Genomic DNA, 16,292 nt, shown 5'->3' with positions numbered 1-16,292 from the left:
CGGGCAAAAGCAAATTATCCAAGTTTCAGAGGACTGTTCCATGAGCAACGTCGACCACGCCGAAATCGCCAAGTTCGAAGCCCTGGCCCACCGCTGGTGGGACCGCGAAAGCGAGTTCAAGCCACTGCACGACATCAACCCGCTGCGGGTCAACTGGATCGACGAGCGGGTCAAGCTGGCCGGCAAGAAGGTCCTCGACATCGGCTGTGGCGGCGGCATCCTCAGCGAAGCGATGGCCCTGCGCGGCGCCACTGTGACCGGTATCGACATGGGTGAGGCGCCGCTGGCCGTGGCCCAGCTGCATCAGCTCGAGTCCGGGGTCAACGTCGAGTACCGGCAGATCACCGCCGAGGCCCTGGCCGAAGAGATGCCCGAGCAGTTCGACGTGGTCACCTGCCTTGAAATGCTCGAGCACGTGCCAGACCCTTCCTCAGTAATTCGCGCGTGCTTCCGTATGGTCAAGCCCGGTGGCCAGGTGTTCCTCTCGACCATCAACCGCAACCCCAAGGCCTACCTGTTCGCCATCATCGGCGCCGAATACATCATGAAGCTGCTGCCGCGCGGCACCCATGACTTCAAGAAATTCATCCGCCCGTCCGAGCTCGGCGCCTGGAGCCGCGACGCCGGCCTGACCGTCAAGGACATCACCGGCCTGACCTACAACCCGCTGACCAAGCATTACAAGCTGGCCAACGACGTTGACGTCAACTACATGATCCAGACCCTGCGCGAGGAATAAGCATGCGTTTGCGAGCGGTACTTTTCGACATGGACGGCACCCTGCTCGACACGGCGCCGGACTTCATCGCCATCTGCCAGGCCATGCTCGCCGAGCGCGGCCTGCCGGCAATCGAAGACCAGAAAATTCGCGACGTGGTCTCGGGCGGTGCCAAGGCCATGGTCTCGGTGACCTTCAACCTCGACCCTGAGGACGAAGGCTTCGAGGCCTTGCGCCTGGAATTCCTCGAGCGTTACCAGCAAGGTTGCGCGGTGCACAGCAAGCTCTACGACGGCATGGCCGAACTGCTGGCCGACATCGAGAAAGGCAAGCTGATCTGGGGCGTGGTCACCAACAAGCCGGTGCGCTTCGCCGAGCCGATCATGCAGCAACTGGGCCTGAGCGAGCGTTCGGCGCTGTTGATCTGCCCGGACCACGTGAAGAACAGCAAGCCAGACCCCGAGCCGCTGATCCTCGCCTGCAAGACCCTCAACCTGGACCCGGCCAGCGTGCTGTTCGTCGGCGACGACCTGCGCGACATCGAGTCGGGCCGCGATGCCGGCACCCGTACTGCTGCGGTGCGCTACGGCTATATTCATCCAGATGACAACCCCAACAACTGGGGTGCGGATGTGGTGGTCGACCATCCGCTGGAGCTGCGCAAGGTGCTCGACAACGCGCTTTGCGGCTGCTGATTTCAGACACGCATCGCGGGGCAAGCCCGCTCCCACAGCCCCGCGATGAAGTCACACCCATTTCCAGGAGGTAACCCCATGTTCGATTACTCTGCCCGCCCCGACCTGCTCAAGGGCCGGACCATCCTGGTCACCGGTGCCGGTCGCGGCATCGGTGCGGCTGCGGCCAAGAGCTATGCCGCCCATGGCGCCACCGTCTTGCTGCTGGGCAAGACCGAAGCCAACCTGAGCCAGGTCTACGACGAGATCGAAGCGGCCGGCCACCCCAAGCCTGCGGTCATTCCGTTCAACCTGGAAACCGCCCTGCCGCACCAGTACGACGAACTGGCGGCGATGATCGAAGCCGAGTTCGGGCATATCGACGGCCTGTTGCACAACGCCTCGATCATCGGCCCGCGCACGCCGCTGGAGCAGCTCTCGGGCGACAACTTCATGCGCGTGATGCAGATCAACGTCAATGCCATGTTCATGCTCACCAGCACCCTGCTGCCGCTGCTCAAGCTGTCGGCCGATGCCTCGGTGATCTTCACCTCCAGCAGCGTCGGGCGCAAAGGCCGGGCCTACTGGGGTGCCTATGGAGTGTCGAAGTTCGCCACCGAGGGCCTGATGCAGACCCTCGCCGACGAGCTTGAAGGGGTGGCGCCGGTGCGGGCCAACAGTGTCAACCCGGGCGCCACCCGCACCAGCATGCGCGCCCAGGCCTACCCTGCAGAAACACCGGAAAACAATCCGCTGCCAGAGCAGATCATGCCGGTCTACCTGTACCTGATGGGCCCGGACAGCACAGGCATCAACGGCCAGGCGTTCAACGCCCAGTAAGCTCAGCCCTCGGCCAGCTCCGCCCGGGCCCGGGCGGGCTGCTGGCGCTGTTCCTGTTCTTGCTGCATGCAGCGTTCAAGGAACAGGAACATATAGTCGTAGCTCTTGCAGACGGCCCGGCGCAGTTCGGTTTGCAGCGCCGCCGACGGGTTGTTGCCGGCCAGGGTGCAGACGATCTCCAAAGCCTCCCACGGGTGCGCGTCATCGTACTGGGCGTGCATCTTCAGCCATTTCATGGCGCGCTTGCGACCCTCTTCCGGGAAACCCTGGGCATAGACACCGGTTGAGCACACCACCGCCGACCACTCGCCGGTTGCGCCTTCGATGGCGTAGTTGGTGGCGGCAATCGCCACTACCAGCGCATCGGTCGCACAGGTGTGCCAGCACCAGTCGCTGAGGGCATTGAGTTCGCTGGGAACTTCCTGCGCCTGCAGCTCTTCGAGGCTGACGCCATGGGCCTGGGCCCAGAACCGCCAGTAATCGGCGTGGTTGAGTTCAACGCGAATGTTGCGCATAAGCCAGCGCCGCGCCATGTCTTCACCAGGGTGGCGGGCGTACTGGGTCTTGGTGAGGTTCTTGGCCATGTAAAGGGAGAACTGCTCGACCACCGGCCAGCCACCAATCAGGTACTGGCGCATGGTCCGGCCACTGAGGCGGCCATCGCGCATGCGTTGATAAAGCTCGTGCTCCACCACCCGACGCTTGCTCTCGCTGCAGTCCTTGATCAACTGCTGGGCCCAAAGCGGGTAACTGCTGGGGTCCATCAATGGACCAGTACGTATGAACGCGTCAATCACTGTCAGCTCCTTGTTCCTTGTGATTATCGGTGGATCTCAGCGAAAGGTCCCCGGCGCCTTGAACAACAGGGGCCTTGCAGCAATCCGTTTGCGCTGCAAGCTGTCACAGGTGAACACCTGTGGCCGCTCGATCAGGTATCCCTGGGCGTAGTCGACGCCAATTTCCTGCAGGGCCTGCTCGATCAACGGGGTTTCGACAAACTCGGCAATGGTGCGTTTGCCCATCACGTGACCGATGTGATTGATCACCTCGACCATGGCCCGGTTGATCGGGTCATCGAGCATGTCCTTGACAAAACTTCCGTCGATTTTCAGAAAGTCTACAGGCAAATGCTTCAAATAAGCGAACGACGACATACCGGCGCAAAAGTCATCCAGCGAGAACCGGCAACCTAGGCCCTTGAGCTCGTTGATAAAGCGTATGGCGCTGCCAAGGTTGGCGATGGCGCTGGTTTCGGTTATTTCGAAACAAATCATGTGCGGCGGAATGGCGAACTCGCTGAACAACCTTTGCAGGTATTCAAGGAACTTGTCGTCACCGATACTGCTGCCCGACAGGTTGATCGCGCACATGGCCAACGGGCCTTCGCGCTGCTCGTCCAGGCACTGGCGGATGACCTTGAACACACTGCGCACCACCCAGCGGTCCAGCGCAGTCATCAGGCCATAGCGCTCGGCGGCGGGGATGAAGCTGTCGGGCAGAATAATGCGCCCGCTCTCGTCATGCAGGCGCAGCAGAATCTCGATATGCCCGGCGCCCTCATGGGGGCCGAGGGCGGCAATTTCCTGGGCATACAGGCAGAAGCGGTTTTCTTCCAGGGCAACGTGCAGGCGCTGGATCCAGGCCATCTCGCCAAAGCGCATGGACAGCTCGCTGTCGTCGGCGTGGTACACCTGTACGCGGTTGCGGCCCTTCTCCTTGGCCATGTAGCAGGCCATGTCGGCGGCCCGCAGCGAAGCTTCGAGGGTGGTCGGGCCCTGGGCGATATGCACCAGGCCCAGGCTCACGGTGGTCATGAACGGTCGCCCTTTCCAGACGAAATGCAGGCTCTGCACGGCCTGTCGCAGGCTCTCGGCAATGCGCTCGGCCTGCTCCTGTGGGCAGTTTTCGAGGAGGATGCCGAACTCGTCGCCGCCCAGCCGCGCCAGGGTGTCGCCTTCGCGCAGGCCGGCCTGGAGCACCGCGCAGATATGGCGCAGCAGTTCATCGCCCGCGGCATGGCCGCAGGTATCGTTGACCAGCTTGAACTGGTCCAGGTCGAGGAACATCAGCGAATGCCGTGCCGGCTTGCGCGCCATGGCGTTGAGCGCCAGCTCCAGGCGATATTCGAACTCGCGACGGTTGGCCAGGCCAGTCAGGGCGTCGTGAGTCGCCTGCCAGGACAGGTTGGCGATGTACTGGCGTTCCTGGGTCATGTCGTGCAGTACCAGGACAATACCGCTGACCTTGCCTTCGGCCATGATCGGCGCGCCCACCAGCGTCACTGACACGGTGCTGCCGTCCAGGCGCTGGATCAACTTGGTGTGTTCGCTGCCACCCTTGAGGCCACCTTCAAGCACGCGCTCGACCAGGGTCAGGCTGTCTTTTTCGGCGTTCTCGTCGAGCAGGCTGAACAGCGCCGCCAGCGGCAGGCCCTGGGCCTGGGCGGCATGCCAGTGGGTCAACTGCTCGGCGGCCGGGTTCATGTAGGCGATGCAGCCTTCGACATCGGTGGTGATCACGCCATCGCCGATCGATTCAAGAGTGATCTGCGCCCGCTCCTTCTCCACCTCAAGGGCATTGGCAAAAGCCTGGCGCTGGGCCAGTAGCTTGCTCGAGCGCATCCAGGCCAGGGCAATCAGAAACAGCGCAGTAGCGAGGTTAGTGACCAGCAGCACCCGCAGCAACATCCGCGAGCCTTCGCCCAGGGCATCGCTGAACGCCCGCGCGGCCGGGGTCACGGCATCGTTGATCGCGGCAATCTGCGCCTTCCAGCCGGCAACGCTGCGGGCGTCGGCCTGGCCGGTGCGAAAACCGCTATGCATCTGCTCGGCCACTTCGTCCAGCTGGCGCAGAAATCCGTCACCGACCGCCCACAGCTCGATAGCCTTTTGCATATAGCTGACCTGATGAAAGTTCAGGTACAGCCAGATCACGCTGGAAACGTCGTCGGGATGGTTGCCGCCCTGGAGGATGCCACGGCGCGCGGCATCGATATCCGGGCTCGGCAAGTCGAGGGCTACGCGCAGGTCATGGCCGCCCTGGGGCACGGCGAGGGCCTTGCGATACTTCTTGAAGACCGCCTCGTCGCGGCTGTCAGCGTATTGATTGAGGTAATAGATGGCGTCTTTCTGGCCCTTGGACCACAGGCTCTCGCCCGCCACATAACCACGCACTGCCGACAGCGCGTACAGGCTGATGCTCCCGAGCAAGGCCTGAAACAGCACCACAGCAACAAATGGCCAGATAATGCCCAACAACTTTGGCGCTTCGAGAGTCCGTTTTCGCTTCATGAGGTCCCTTGCAACAGAGCCGGATGAATCCCACCTACCAAAGCACAGCCTAGGCTATTTGCCATTAATCCTGCAGAGCTTTTCTCACTTGCTAACCAATTTGCCCTAACTCTGTTGCAAATGGCCGTACAGCTTGGCGTACAAGCCACCTTCGGCGATCAATTGCTGGTGATCGCCGTCCTCGGCGACATGGCCGCCGTCAAACACCAGCACCCGGTCGGCCTGCTTCACCGCCGACAGGCGGTGGGCAATGATCAGCGTGGTACGGGCGCTGAGAAAACGGGTCAGGGCCTGGTGCAGGTTGTATTCGGTGGCCGCATCCAGGGCCGAGGTGGCCTCGTCGAGAATCACCACCTTGGGCTCGGCCAGCACCATCCGCGCAATGGCCAGGCGCTGACGCTGGCCACCGGACAAACGCACCCCGGAGCGACCAACCACGCTGTCCAGGCCTTGCGGCAAGGCGGCGATGGTAGCGTCGAGCTGGGCGATGTTCAGCGCCTGCCAGCAGGCATCATCGCTGCAGTCGCGGCCCATGGTCAGGTTGGCGCGCACCGTGTCGTTGAACAGCGACGGGTGCTGGAGTACCACCGCAACATGCTCGCGCAGGGTTTCCAGGCCGATTTCCTGCAGGGTCGAGCCACCAAAGCGGATGGTCCCGGCCTGGGCGCTGTACAGGCCTAGCAGCAGTTGCACCAGGGTGCTCTTGCCACCGCCACTGGCGCCGACGATGGCGACCTTTTCGCCGGGGGCAATCGACAGGTTGAGCTGGTCGAGCACCGGCTCGTCGTTGTAGGCAAAGCGCAGGCCCTGCACCTCGATGCCGACAGTGTCGCGGCCCTTGAACGGGTCGACGCCACCGGGGTATTGCGGCTCGTCGGCCCGCGCCAGCAGCTCGTTGAGCCGGCTCAGGGCGCCGCCAGCGGCGTAGTAGGCGTATTGCAGGTTGAGCAGTTGCTCGACCGGGCCGATCATGAACCACAGGTAGCTGAACACCGCCAGCATCTGCCCGATCGAGAGGTCGGAGAACAGCACCGTGAGCATCGCCGCAGCGCGGAAAATATCGATGCCGAACTGGAACAGCAAGCCGCTGGCACGCCCGCTCGCGTCGCTTTTCCACTGCGAGGCGACGGCGTAGTTGCGTACCTCCTGGGCGCGCAGGCCAAGGCGGCCGAGGAAATAGCCCTGGCGGTTGCTGGCACGGATTTCCTGGATCGCGTCGAGGGTCTCGGTCAGCGCCTGGGTGAAGCGCGAGGTGCTGTCGTTCTCAAGCTTCTTCAGGTGCTTGACCCGCTTGCCCAACTGCACCGTGGCGAAGATCACCAAGGGGTTGAACAGCAGGATCAGCAGCGCCAGCTTCCAGTGCATCCACATAAGGATGGCGGCGGTGCCGGTCAGGGTCAGCATGGCCACCAGGAAGCGGCTGAGGGTTTCGCCGACGAACTTGTCGAGGGTGTCCAGGTCGGTGACCAGGTGGGTGGTCACGGTACCGCTGCCCAGGCTTTCGTATTCACTCAGGGAAATGCGCTTGAGGCGCTCGATCAGGCGAATGCGCAAGCGGTAGACGATGTCTTTGGCAAGGCCGGCGAACAGCTTGGCCTGCACCACGTTGAAGGCCAGGGCGGCGCAGCGCAGGGTCAGGGTGAATACCAGCATCAGGCCGATGTAGCCGCCAGCAACCTGCCAGTTGCCGGGCAGGAACTGGTTCATCCATTTGAGCGCGGCATCGCCATGGCCGAGCAGCACTTCGTCGACCAGCAACGGCAGCAGCAAGGGGATCGGCACACTGCACAACGCCGCCAGCACGGCCACGCCGTTGGCGATCCACAGGGCTTTTTTATGGCGCAGGGCCAGGCGGCGGATTTCTGCCCAGCTCAAGCGATCAGCATGCACAGGGCCTGGCCCTGGTACCGGGTCGGGTGAACCCGGCAGGTCAAGCACAGGCGGCCTGCTGCAGCCAGCGGCCGAGCAGCGGCTCAAGCGATTCGAGGGCTTGATAGCCATTGGTCAGCAAGGCCAGCTGGCCATTGCGTTCGGCCAGCAGGGTCGGGAAACCGGCAATGCCCAGGTCCTGGACCCAGGTGAAGTCCGCCGCCGTGGCCGCGCGCTGTTCGGCGCTGGTAAAGGCTTCGGCAAAGGCGGCGCGCTGGTAACCGGCCTGCTCGGCCAGTTCTACCAGCAAGGGCGCACGAGTGACGTCTTCGCCGCGCTGGTAGAAGGCTTGCTGGATCAGCTTGAGCAAGGCACCCACGTATTGCGGGTCAAGGCTACGGGCGGTGACCAGGGCCCGACAGGCAGGCTCGGTGTCGTAGACAAAACCGTCAGGCAGTGCGCCTTCGAATTGAAAATCCTGCCCGGTGGCGTCGTGTACCGCCTGCCAGTGATCAAGGATGTAGCCGCGGGTCGAGGCATCCAGCGCACGGCTGCCGGAACGCAGGCCGCCGAGCACCACCCGGGTCGGCACGCCCGCCGCCTGTGCCTGGGCGATCAGGGCCTCGGCGACCGGGGCAAAGCCCCAGCACCATGAGCACATCGGGTCCATCACATACAGCAGGCGTGCGGACATCAATCAGGCCTCGGCAGCTTTGCGGTAGTTGTGACCGATCGGGTGAGGCTGATTGCGCGCCTTGGCCAGTTCGATCTGCTTCTGCCGGTCAATGGCGCTGCGCCGGGTCTTTTCGCTCAGGCTGTCCCAGCAATGCGGGCAGCTGATGCCTGGCGAGTAGTGCTCGGACGCACGGTCTTCCACGCTGATCGGGGTGCGGCAGGCATGGCACTGGTCGTAATCGCCCTCGGTCAGGTCGTGACGCACGGTGACCCGGTTGTCGAACACGAAGCAGTCGCCCTGCCAGCGGCTTTGATCCTGTGGCACCTCTTCGAGGTATTTGAGGATCCCGCCCTTAAGATGATAGACCTCTTCGAAACCCTCGCCGAGCATATAGCTGGAGGCTTTTTCGCAACGAATGCCGCCGGTGCAGAACATCGCCACTTTCTTGTGCTTGGCCGGGTCGAAGTTGGCCTTGATGTACTCGGGGAACTCGCGGAAGGTGGTGGTCTTGGGGTCGATCGCGCCTTCGAAGGTGCCGATCGCCACTTCGTAGTCGTTGCGGGTGTCGATCAGCAGCACTTCAGGGTCGCTGATCAGCGCGTTCCAGTCCTGGGGCTCGACGTAGGTACCGACCTTGTAGTTCGGGTCAACGCCCGCCACGCCAAGGGTGACGATCTCTTTCTTGAGCTTGACCTTGGTGCGGTAGAACGGCTGTTCGTCGCAGTAGGACTCTTTGTGGTCGATATCCACCAGGCGCGCATCACTGCGCAGCCAGGCCAGCAGGCCGTCGATGCCTTCACGGGTACCGGAGACGGTGCCGTTGATACCTTCCTCGGCCAGCAACAAGGTGCCCTTGATGCCATTGGCCATCATGCTCTCGAGCAGCGGCTCGCGCAGCTCGAGGTAATCTTTCAGGGTGACGAATTTGTACAGCGCCGCAACGACGATAGCTTGGGACATGCAGTAACTTCTCCAGGTGGTCACCCTCGCAAAGGGCGGACCGGATGCCAAATAAAAACGCGCCGACAAGCGGCGCGTTGATCATTCTAGCAAAAACCTGACGAGGAAATCAGTGCTTGCTGCCACCGGCGCAGGTCGGCGACGCCGGGGCGACACCGATTTTCTGCCATTCCTGCGGCGTGTAGGTGTGCAGCGCCAGGGCGTGAAACTCGCTCATCAGCTCACCGAGGGTGGCATACACTTTCTGGTGGCGCTTGACGCTGTTCAGCCCCTCGAACTGCTCGCTCACCAGCACCGCCTTGTAATGGGTCTGCTGCCCACGGCTGTGCATGTGGCTTTCATCGAGCACCTGCAAGTGCGTGGGTGCCAGCGCTTGCAGGCGGTGCTCGATCTTTTGCTGCATGGTCATGTCAGGCTCCGCTTACGGCTTCTTGGCCGGTGCGGCCTTCGCTTTCGGGTCCAGCTCGTTGGTCATGTCAGCCAGCAGCTTGTTGACCACCGGTACCGCGCTTTCCAGTTTCTGCTGGGTCAGCTGCGCCGATTGCTGGGTCACCTGCGGCATCTTCTCGAGGACTTTCTTGCCCAGAGGCGACTGGTAGAAGGCGACCAGGTCTTTCAGTTCGCTTTCAGTGAAGGTGGTGGTGTAGAGCTTGACCATGTCCGGCTTGAGCTTGTTCCAGCCGATGGCCTGGTCCAGGGCGGCGTTGGCCTTGGCCTGGTAGCTGTCGAGCACGGATTTCTTCGAGGCTGGGGCCTTGGTCTGTTCGAAACGCTGGGCAAACATCTGCTGCACCTGCATGTAGACCGGAGTACCGAGCTTGTCGGCATGCGCCATCATGAGGAATTTTTCAGCACTGGCGTTGTGGCTGGCGGTATCTGCAAGCACCTGGCCGCTGGCGCAGACCAGCGCTACAGCAGTGCAGAGGGCGCGAAGACGGGTCATCGGAATTCCTTCAATAGACAGAGGAGGTAGTACCCCAGAGTAGAGCATTCTGCGCCGACAGTGGCACAGTGCTCAAGTGGGTCGACGCGCGATGGAACCGCTACGCCAAATAAGGACCTAAACTGCGAATTCAGACCACAAGGGAGTGAGCGCAGCATGAGCCGTATCGAAACTGACAGCCTGGGGCAGGTCGAAGTTCCTGACCAGGCCTACTGGGGTGCCCAGACGCAACGCTCGCTGATCAACTTTGCCATCGGCAAGGAACGCATGCCGCTGGCGGTGTTGCATGCCCTGGCACTGATCAAGAAAGCCGCGGCACGGGTCAACAACCGCAACGGAGACCTTGCGGCGGACATTGCCCGGCTGATCGAACAAGCCGCCGACGAAGTGCTCGACGGGCAACTGGACGACCAGTTTCCGCTCGTCGTCTGGCAGACCGGCAGTGGCACCCAGAGCAACATGAACGTCAACGAAGTGATCGCCGGTCGTGCCAACGAACTGGCCGGCAATGGCCGTGGCGGCAAAACGCCAGTGCACCCCAACGATCACGTCAACCGCTCGCAAAGTTCCAACGACTGCTTCCCCACCGCCATGCACATCGCCGCCGCCCAGGCCGTGCAGCACAAGCTGCTGCCGGCGATCACCGAACTGTCGTCGGGCCTGGCGGAACTCTCGGCGCGCCACCAGCACCTGGTGAAAACCGGTCGCACCCATATGATGGACGCCACACCGATCACCTTCGGCCAGGAACTCTCGGCCTATGTCGCCCAGCTCGACTACGCCCAGCGGGCGATTCGTTCGGCCTTGCCGGCGGTGTGCGAGCTGGCCCAGGGCGGCACCGCCGTCGGCACCGGGCTGAACGCCCCGCACGGCTTTGCCGAGGCCATCGCCGCCGAGCTCGCCGCGCTTTCCGGCCTGCCGTTTGTTACCGCACCGAACAAGTTCGCCGCCCTGGCCGGGCATGAACCGCTGACCACCCTCGCCGGCGGCCTGAAAACCCTCGCCGTGGCCCTGATGAAACTGGCCAACGACCTGCGCCTGCTCGGCTCCGGGCCGCGCGGCGGGATTGGCGAAGTACGCCTGCCGGCCAACGAGCCGGGCAGCTCGATCATGCCCGGCAAGGTCAACCCGACCCAGTGCGAGGCCCTATCGATGCTGGCCTGCCAGGTGCTGGGCAACGACACCGCGATCGGCTTTGCGGCAAGCCAGGGGCACTTGCAGTTGAACGTGTTCAAGCCGGTGATCATCCACAACCTGCTGCAGTCCATCGAACTGCTGGCCGACGGTTGTAGCAACTTCCAGCAGCACTGCATTGCCGGGATCGAACCGGATCCCGAACAGATGGCCGCGCACCTGGAGCGCGGGCTGATGCTGGTGACCGCGCTCAACCCGCACATTGGCTACGACAAGGCGGCAGAAATCGCCAAGAAGGCCTACAGCGAAGGCACCACCCTGCGCGAGGCGGCGCTGAGCCTGGGTTACCTGAGCAACGAGCAGTTCGACCAGTGGGTGCGCCCGGAAAAAATGCTCGAACCGGGCGCCAAGGGCTGAATCACCGGGCCAGGCGAACGCGCCTGGCCCGCCAGCCGGCCATGATCGACGGGCCCAGGGCGGTCAGCGCCGAGCCCAGCACCACCACCAGCGCACCGATGTAGCCCAGGGTGTTGATCTGCTCGGCGTGGACAAAGTCGGGCCAGAACCAGGCTGCCAGGGCCACCGCCACAAAGGTGATCAGCGGCGTCACCGCCAGGGTCGCACTGACCTTGGAGGCTTCCCAGTGCGCCAGGGCTTCGGCAAACGCGCCGTAGGCCACCAGGGTGTTCAAACAGCAGGCAAGCAGCAGCCAGCCTTGCAGCGGGCTCAATTGCAGCGCCTCCAACGGATGCACCCAAGGGCTCAGCAAGGCTGCGCAAAACAGGTAGATCACCATCATCACCTGCATCGAGTTCCATACCGTCAGCAGCTGCTTCTGGCTCAGGGCATAGAACACCCAGATAGAGGTCGCCAGGAGGATGGTCAGCACGCCGGTGGTGTAGACGCTCAGGGAGGTGAGCAGCTCATCCAGGCGTTGATTGAAGAACAGGCCAAAGCCCAGCAGCAGGATCACCAGGCCCATGCCCTGCCCCAGGCTAAAGCGTTCCTTGAACAGGAACACGCTGGCCACCAGCAACAGCACCGGGCCCATCTGCACCACCAGCTGGGCGGTGCCGGGGCTGAGCAGCTTGAGCCCGACCAGGTACAGCACATAGTTGCCCACCAGCCCGCAGGTGGCCAGCAGCACCAGGCCCCAGCCCTTGCGCCCGAGGCCATTGAACGAGGGCAGGCGCTTGCTTGCCGCCAGCCAGGCCAGCAACAGGCCGCCGGACACCAGCAGGCGAAACCAGGTCACGGTGATCGGGTCCATCACCTGCAGCACCTGTTTGAGCTTGATCGGCAGGATGCCCCAGAGCACGGCGGTCAGCAGCGACAAGGACAGACCGTAGACCCAGCGTCCGGAAGAAATATGCATAACCAGCCTCGATAGCCCTTTGGTGGGGGGAAACTGGATTCTACGGGCTGGGTTGGTGGCGAGACAGGCAAGAATGCGGAAAAGAATTCAGTACTTCATTCCCTGAGTTCCTGCTGGGGCTGCTTTCGCAGCCCCCGCTATCATTTCTTGTGCTTCTTGAACGCCGCCTCCAGCGCCTGGTTGATGGTGCGCAACACCTTGACCCGCGCCCAGCGCTTGTCATTGGCCTCGACCAGGGTCCAGGGCGCAATCTCGGTGCTGGTACGGTCGACCATGTCGCCCACAGCCTCCGCGTACTGCCCCCACTTGTCGCGGTTGCGCCAGTCTTCCTCGGTGATCTTGAAGCGCTTGAACGGGATCTGCTCGCGCTCCTGAAAGCGCTCGAGCTGGGTCTGTTCGTCAATCGACAGCCAGAACTTCACCACCACCACGCCAGCATTGCTCAGTTGTTCTTCGAAGTCGTTGATCTCGCCATAGGCGCGCATCCAGTCGGCCTGGCTGCAAAAGCCTTCGATCCGCTCGACCAGTACCCGGCCATACCAGGAACGGTCGAACACGGTGAACTTGCCACGCGCCGGAATGTGCCGCCAAAAGCGCCACAGGTACGGCTGCGCGCGCTCTTCTTCGGTGGGCGCAGCGATCGGCACGATGCGGTACTGGCGCGGGTCGAGGGCTGCCGCCACCCGGCGAATGGCACCGCCCTTGCCCGCCGCATCGTTGCCTTCGAACACGGCAATCAGGGCGTGGCGGCGCATGCGCTTGTCACGCAGCAGGCCGGCCAGGCGCGCCTGTTCGGTAATCAGTTGTTCCTGGTAGTCGTCCTTGTCCAGGCGCAGGCTCAGGTCGAGGCTGCCGAGCAGGCTGCGCTGGTCGATGCTTTCACCCAGCGGCGCGATGTTGGCCTGGTGGATCGGCCCGTGATCGGACTTGAGCGCGGCCTGCAGCCCTTCGAGCAGAATCTTGCCCACAGCCAGGCTGCGGTAATGCGGATCGACGCCCTCGATCACATGCCAGGGCGCGTAGTCGCGGCTGGTCTGGCGCAGCACCCGCTCACCAAAGCGCACGAAACGGTCGTAGGTTTCGGACTGCTGCCAGTCCAGCGGGCTGATCCGCCAGCTGTGCAGCGGATCGTCCTTGAGCGCCTTGAGGCGGGCTTTCATCTGCTTCTTGGACAGGTGAAACCAGAACTTGAAGATCAGCGCGCCTTCATCGCAGAGCATTTCTTCGAGGCGCTCGGCGCCGCGGATGGCCTGGTCGAGCACGGCATCCTTGAACTGGCCATGCACGCGGCCCTGGAGCATCTGGCTGTACCAGTTGCCAAAAAATACGCCCATCCGCCCCTTGGCCGGCAGTGCCCGCCAGTAGCGCCAGGCCGGTGGACGGGCGAGTTCTTCGTCGGTTTGCTGGTCGAAGGTGCGCACCTCGATCAGGCGCGGGTCCATCCATTCGTTGAGCAGCTTGACCGTCTCGCCCTTGCCGGCACCTTCGATGCCGTTGATCAGTACGATCACCGGGAAACGCGCCTGCTGCTTGAGCTCGAACTGCGCCTCCAGCAACGCTTCACGCAGCGCCGGGACCTCGGCGTCATAGGTGTCTTTGTCGATGGCGTGACCAATTTCAGCGGATTCGAACATACCAGGCTCCCTACTTGGATAAGCAAGACTAGCGGATTGTCGAAACCTTTGTCGGCACAAAACAAAGCCTGCCACAGGTCAAACAGCCTGGCGCCGATCAGCTAAAATGGCCCTCTTGCCAATGCTGAGCCGAACATGACCGAAGTAACCCAATACGCCCAGATCGACTGGGACGACCAGGGCCGACCGCACTCGCGCCAATACGACGACATCTATTTCTCCAAGGAGCAGAGCCTGGAGGAAACCCGTCACGTGTTCATCGACCAGAACGACTTGCGCCAGCGTTTCAGCGCAATGCAGCCGGGCCAGTGCCTGGTGATCGGCGAAACCGGCTTCGGCACCGGCCTGAACTTCTTCTGCGCCTGGCAGCTGTTTGCCGAGTGCGCCCCGGCTGATGCGCGGCTGCACTTCATCAGCGTCGAAAAATACCCCCTGACCCGCGCCGACCTCAGTCGCGCCCTGGCCCTGTGGCCGCAGCTGGCGCCGTTCAGCAGCCAGTTGCTGAGCCAGTACGTGGCAGTGCACGAAGGCTTCCAGCCGTTCGCGTTCGAGCAGGGCCGGGTGCGCCTGACCCTGATGATCGGCGACGTGCTGGAGCAACTGCCGCAGCTCGATGCACAGGTGGATGCCTGGTTCCTCGACGGCTTTGCCCCGGCCAAAAACCCGGAAATGTGGACCCCGGAGCTGTTCGCCGAGATCGGCCGGCTGTCAGCGCCCGGCACCACCCTCGGCACCTTCACCAGCACCGGCTGGGTGCGCCGCGGCCTGATCGCCGTGGGCTTTAGCATGAAGCGCATTCCCGGCATCGGCAAGAAATGGGAAGTGCTGCGCGGCGCCTTCAATGGCTGGCCGGCCGAGCAGCCGCAACCGGCCGCCAGCGCGCCGTGGTTTGCCCGGCCGCCTGCCCTGCGCGGCCCACGCCAGGCGCTGGTGATCGGCGCAGGCCTTGCCGGGTGCGCCAGCGCCGCCAGCCTCGCCGCCCGCGGCTGGCAGGTAAAGGTGCTGGAGCGCCATGCGACGCCAGCAGCAGAAGCTTCGGGCAACCCGCAAGGGGTGCTGTACCTGAAGCTGTCTGCACACGGCACGGCGTTGTCGCGCCTGATCCTCAGCGGTTTCGGCTACACCCGGCGGCTGCTCGAACGCCTGCAGCGCGGCCAGGACTGGGATGGCTGCGGGGTGCTGCAGCTGGCCTTCGACGCCAAGGAAGACCAGCGCCAGCAGCAACTGGCCGCAGCCTTCAACCCGCAATTGCTGCAACGCCTGGACCGTGAGCAGGCTGAACAACTGGCCGGGGTTGCCCTGGACAGCGGCGGGCTGTTCTACCCTGAAGGCGGCTGGGTGCATCCGCCGGCGCTGTGCCAGGCGCAACTGCAGCACCCGAACATCACCCTGCTGACCCATCATCAGGTACTGCAACTGCGTAAGGTCGACGGCCTCTGGCAAGCCTGGGAAAGCGACAAACTGCTGGCCAGCGCGCCGCTGGTGGTGTTGGCGACCGCCGCCGAGATCCACAACTTCGAGCCTTGCGCCGGGTTGCCGCTCAAGCGCATTCGCGGGCAGGTCACCCGCCTGCCCGTGACAGCGCAAAGCCAGGCATTGACCACGGTGGTGTGCGCCGACGGCTATGTCGCGCCGCCGCGCAATGGCGAGCACACCCTCGGCGCCAGCTTCGACTTTCACAGCACCGACCTCACGCCCACCCCCGGCGAGCACGTCGGCAACCTTGGCCTGCTTGAGGCGATCTCCAGCGACCTGGCCCAGCGCCTGGGCGCCCACAGTCTCGACCCGCATACGCTGCAGGGCCGCGCCGCGTTTCGCTGCACCAGCCCCGACTACCTGCCGATTGTCGGCCCGCTGGCCGAACAGGCGCAGTTCAACCACGACTACGCCGTGCTGGCCCGCGATGCCCGGCAAATTCCCGCCACCCCCTGCCCCTGGCTCGAAGGCCTGTTCATCAACAGCGGCCATGGCTCGCGCGGGCTGATCACCGCGCCACTGGCGGGCGAAATGATCGCCGCCTGGGCCGACAACGCACCGCTGCCGGTGCCCCGCGCCGTGGCCGAAGCCTGCCACCCGAATCGCTTCATGTTGCGTGAATTGATCAGGAATAAAAAAGCAGCGACAAGCGCCAAGCCACACACTAAAAGCTGATTGACCCGGCGTGCTCTTGCAGCTTGAA

The 16,292-nt window shown here is 63.4% G+C and carries 14 protein-coding genes; 5 read left to right on the top strand and 9 right to left on the bottom strand.

The window, feature by feature from the left end; translation table 11 throughout:
• Nucleotides 1-40 precede the first annotated feature (40 nt).
• From ubiG to ACIOVF_RS18115, 3 genes are all read left to right on the top strand, one after another.
• Nucleotides 41-739, top strand: a complete 699-nt coding sequence (ubiG, locus tag ACIOVF_RS18125) for a bifunctional 2-polyprenyl-6-hydroxyphenol methylase/3-demethylubiquinol 3-O-methyltransferase UbiG (RefSeq protein WP_045195398.1) — start codon at nucleotides 41-43, stop codon at nucleotides 737-739.
• A gap of 2 nt (nucleotides 740-741) precedes the next feature.
• Nucleotides 742-1,413: an N-acetylmuramic acid 6-phosphate phosphatase MupP gene (gene mupP / locus ACIOVF_RS18120; protein WP_401291276.1), complete on the top strand. Its 672-nt coding sequence runs from the start codon at nucleotides 742-744 to the stop codon at nucleotides 1,411-1,413.
• A gap of 78 nt (nucleotides 1,414-1,491) precedes the next feature.
• On the top strand, nucleotides 1,492-2,232 hold the full coding sequence (locus ACIOVF_RS18115) for a YciK family oxidoreductase (RefSeq protein WP_045195402.1): 741 nt from the start codon (nucleotides 1,492-1,494) through the stop codon (nucleotides 2,230-2,232).
• A gap of 2 nt (nucleotides 2,233-2,234) precedes the next feature.
• Here the strand turns inward: ACIOVF_RS18115 and ACIOVF_RS18110 are convergent, their stop codons facing one another.
• From ACIOVF_RS18110 to ACIOVF_RS18080, 7 genes are all read right to left on the bottom strand, one after another.
• Nucleotides 2,235-3,029: a TenA family transcriptional regulator gene (locus ACIOVF_RS18110; RefSeq protein ID WP_093380409.1), complete on the bottom strand. Its 795-nt coding sequence runs from the start codon at nucleotides 3,027-3,029 to the stop codon at nucleotides 2,235-2,237.
• Between the two features lie 36 nt (nucleotides 3,030-3,065).
• Complete coding sequence (locus ACIOVF_RS18105; RefSeq protein ID WP_401291271.1) at nucleotides 3,066-5,522, bottom strand: EAL domain-containing protein; 2,457 nt, start codon at nucleotides 5,520-5,522, stop codon at nucleotides 3,066-3,068.
• 105 nt (nucleotides 5,523-5,627) lie between these two features.
• Nucleotides 5,628-7,460 carry an ABC transporter ATP-binding protein gene (locus tag ACIOVF_RS18100; protein WP_045195408.1) on the bottom strand — a complete coding sequence of 611 codons (1,833 nt, stop codon included), beginning with the start codon at nucleotides 7,458-7,460 and terminating at the stop codon, nucleotides 5,628-5,630.
• Nucleotides 7,453-8,085, bottom strand: coding sequence for a DsbA family protein (locus tag ACIOVF_RS18095; RefSeq protein WP_045195409.1), 633 nt, complete (start codon nucleotides 8,083-8,085; stop codon nucleotides 7,453-7,455). Before ACIOVF_RS18095 ends, ACIOVF_RS18100 begins: the two co-directional genes overlap by 8 nt.
• Nucleotides 8,086-8,088: 3 nt before the next feature.
• Nucleotides 8,089-9,027, bottom strand: coding sequence for a rhodanese-related sulfurtransferase (locus ACIOVF_RS18090; RefSeq protein WP_045195410.1), 939 nt, complete (start codon nucleotides 9,025-9,027; stop codon nucleotides 8,089-8,091).
• A 109-nt stretch (nucleotides 9,028-9,136) separates the two neighbouring features.
• Nucleotides 9,137-9,436, bottom strand: coding sequence for a BolA family transcriptional regulator (locus ACIOVF_RS18085; RefSeq protein ID WP_045195412.1), 300 nt, complete (start codon nucleotides 9,434-9,436; stop codon nucleotides 9,137-9,139).
• 12 nt (nucleotides 9,437-9,448) lie between these two features.
• Complete coding sequence (locus ACIOVF_RS18080; protein WP_045195414.1) at nucleotides 9,449-9,970, bottom strand: DUF2059 domain-containing protein; 522 nt, start codon at nucleotides 9,968-9,970, stop codon at nucleotides 9,449-9,451.
• Between the two features lie 156 nt (nucleotides 9,971-10,126).
• Between ACIOVF_RS18080 and ACIOVF_RS18075 the strand changes: the two genes are divergently transcribed.
• On the top strand, nucleotides 10,127-11,521 hold the full coding sequence (locus ACIOVF_RS18075) for a class II fumarate hydratase (protein WP_401291264.1): 1,395 nt from the start codon (nucleotides 10,127-10,129) through the stop codon (nucleotides 11,519-11,521).
• Nucleotide 11,522: 1 nt separating this feature from the next.
• Here the strand turns inward: ACIOVF_RS18075 and ACIOVF_RS18070 are convergent, their stop codons facing one another.
• Both ACIOVF_RS18070 and pap read right to left on the bottom strand, forming a co-directional pair.
• A complete protein-coding gene (locus tag ACIOVF_RS18070; RefSeq protein ID WP_045195418.1) occupies nucleotides 11,523-12,479 on the bottom strand; it encodes a DMT family transporter in 957 nt (318 codons plus the stop codon).
• Nucleotides 12,480-12,619: 140 nt separating this feature from the next.
• Nucleotides 12,620-14,113: a polyphosphate:AMP phosphotransferase gene (gene pap / locus ACIOVF_RS18065; protein ID WP_401291260.1), complete on the bottom strand. Its 1,494-nt coding sequence runs from the start codon at nucleotides 14,111-14,113 to the stop codon at nucleotides 12,620-12,622.
• Between the two features lie 135 nt (nucleotides 14,114-14,248).
• Between pap and mnmC the strand changes: the two genes are divergently transcribed.
• Nucleotides 14,249-16,264: a bifunctional tRNA (5-methylaminomethyl-2-thiouridine)(34)-methyltransferase MnmD/FAD-dependent 5-carboxymethylaminomethyl-2-thiouridine(34) oxidoreductase MnmC gene (gene mnmC, locus ACIOVF_RS18060; protein WP_401291257.1), complete on the top strand. Its 2,016-nt coding sequence runs from the start codon at nucleotides 14,249-14,251 to the stop codon at nucleotides 16,262-16,264.
• Nucleotides 16,265-16,292: the final 28 nt, after the last annotated feature.

Source organism: Pseudomonas sp. NPDC087612 (assembly GCF_044743505.1).
Taxonomy (GTDB): Bacteria; Pseudomonadota; Gammaproteobacteria; order Pseudomonadales; family Pseudomonadaceae; genus Aquipseudomonas.
This window is presented reverse-complemented; position numbering and strand designations above follow the sequence as displayed.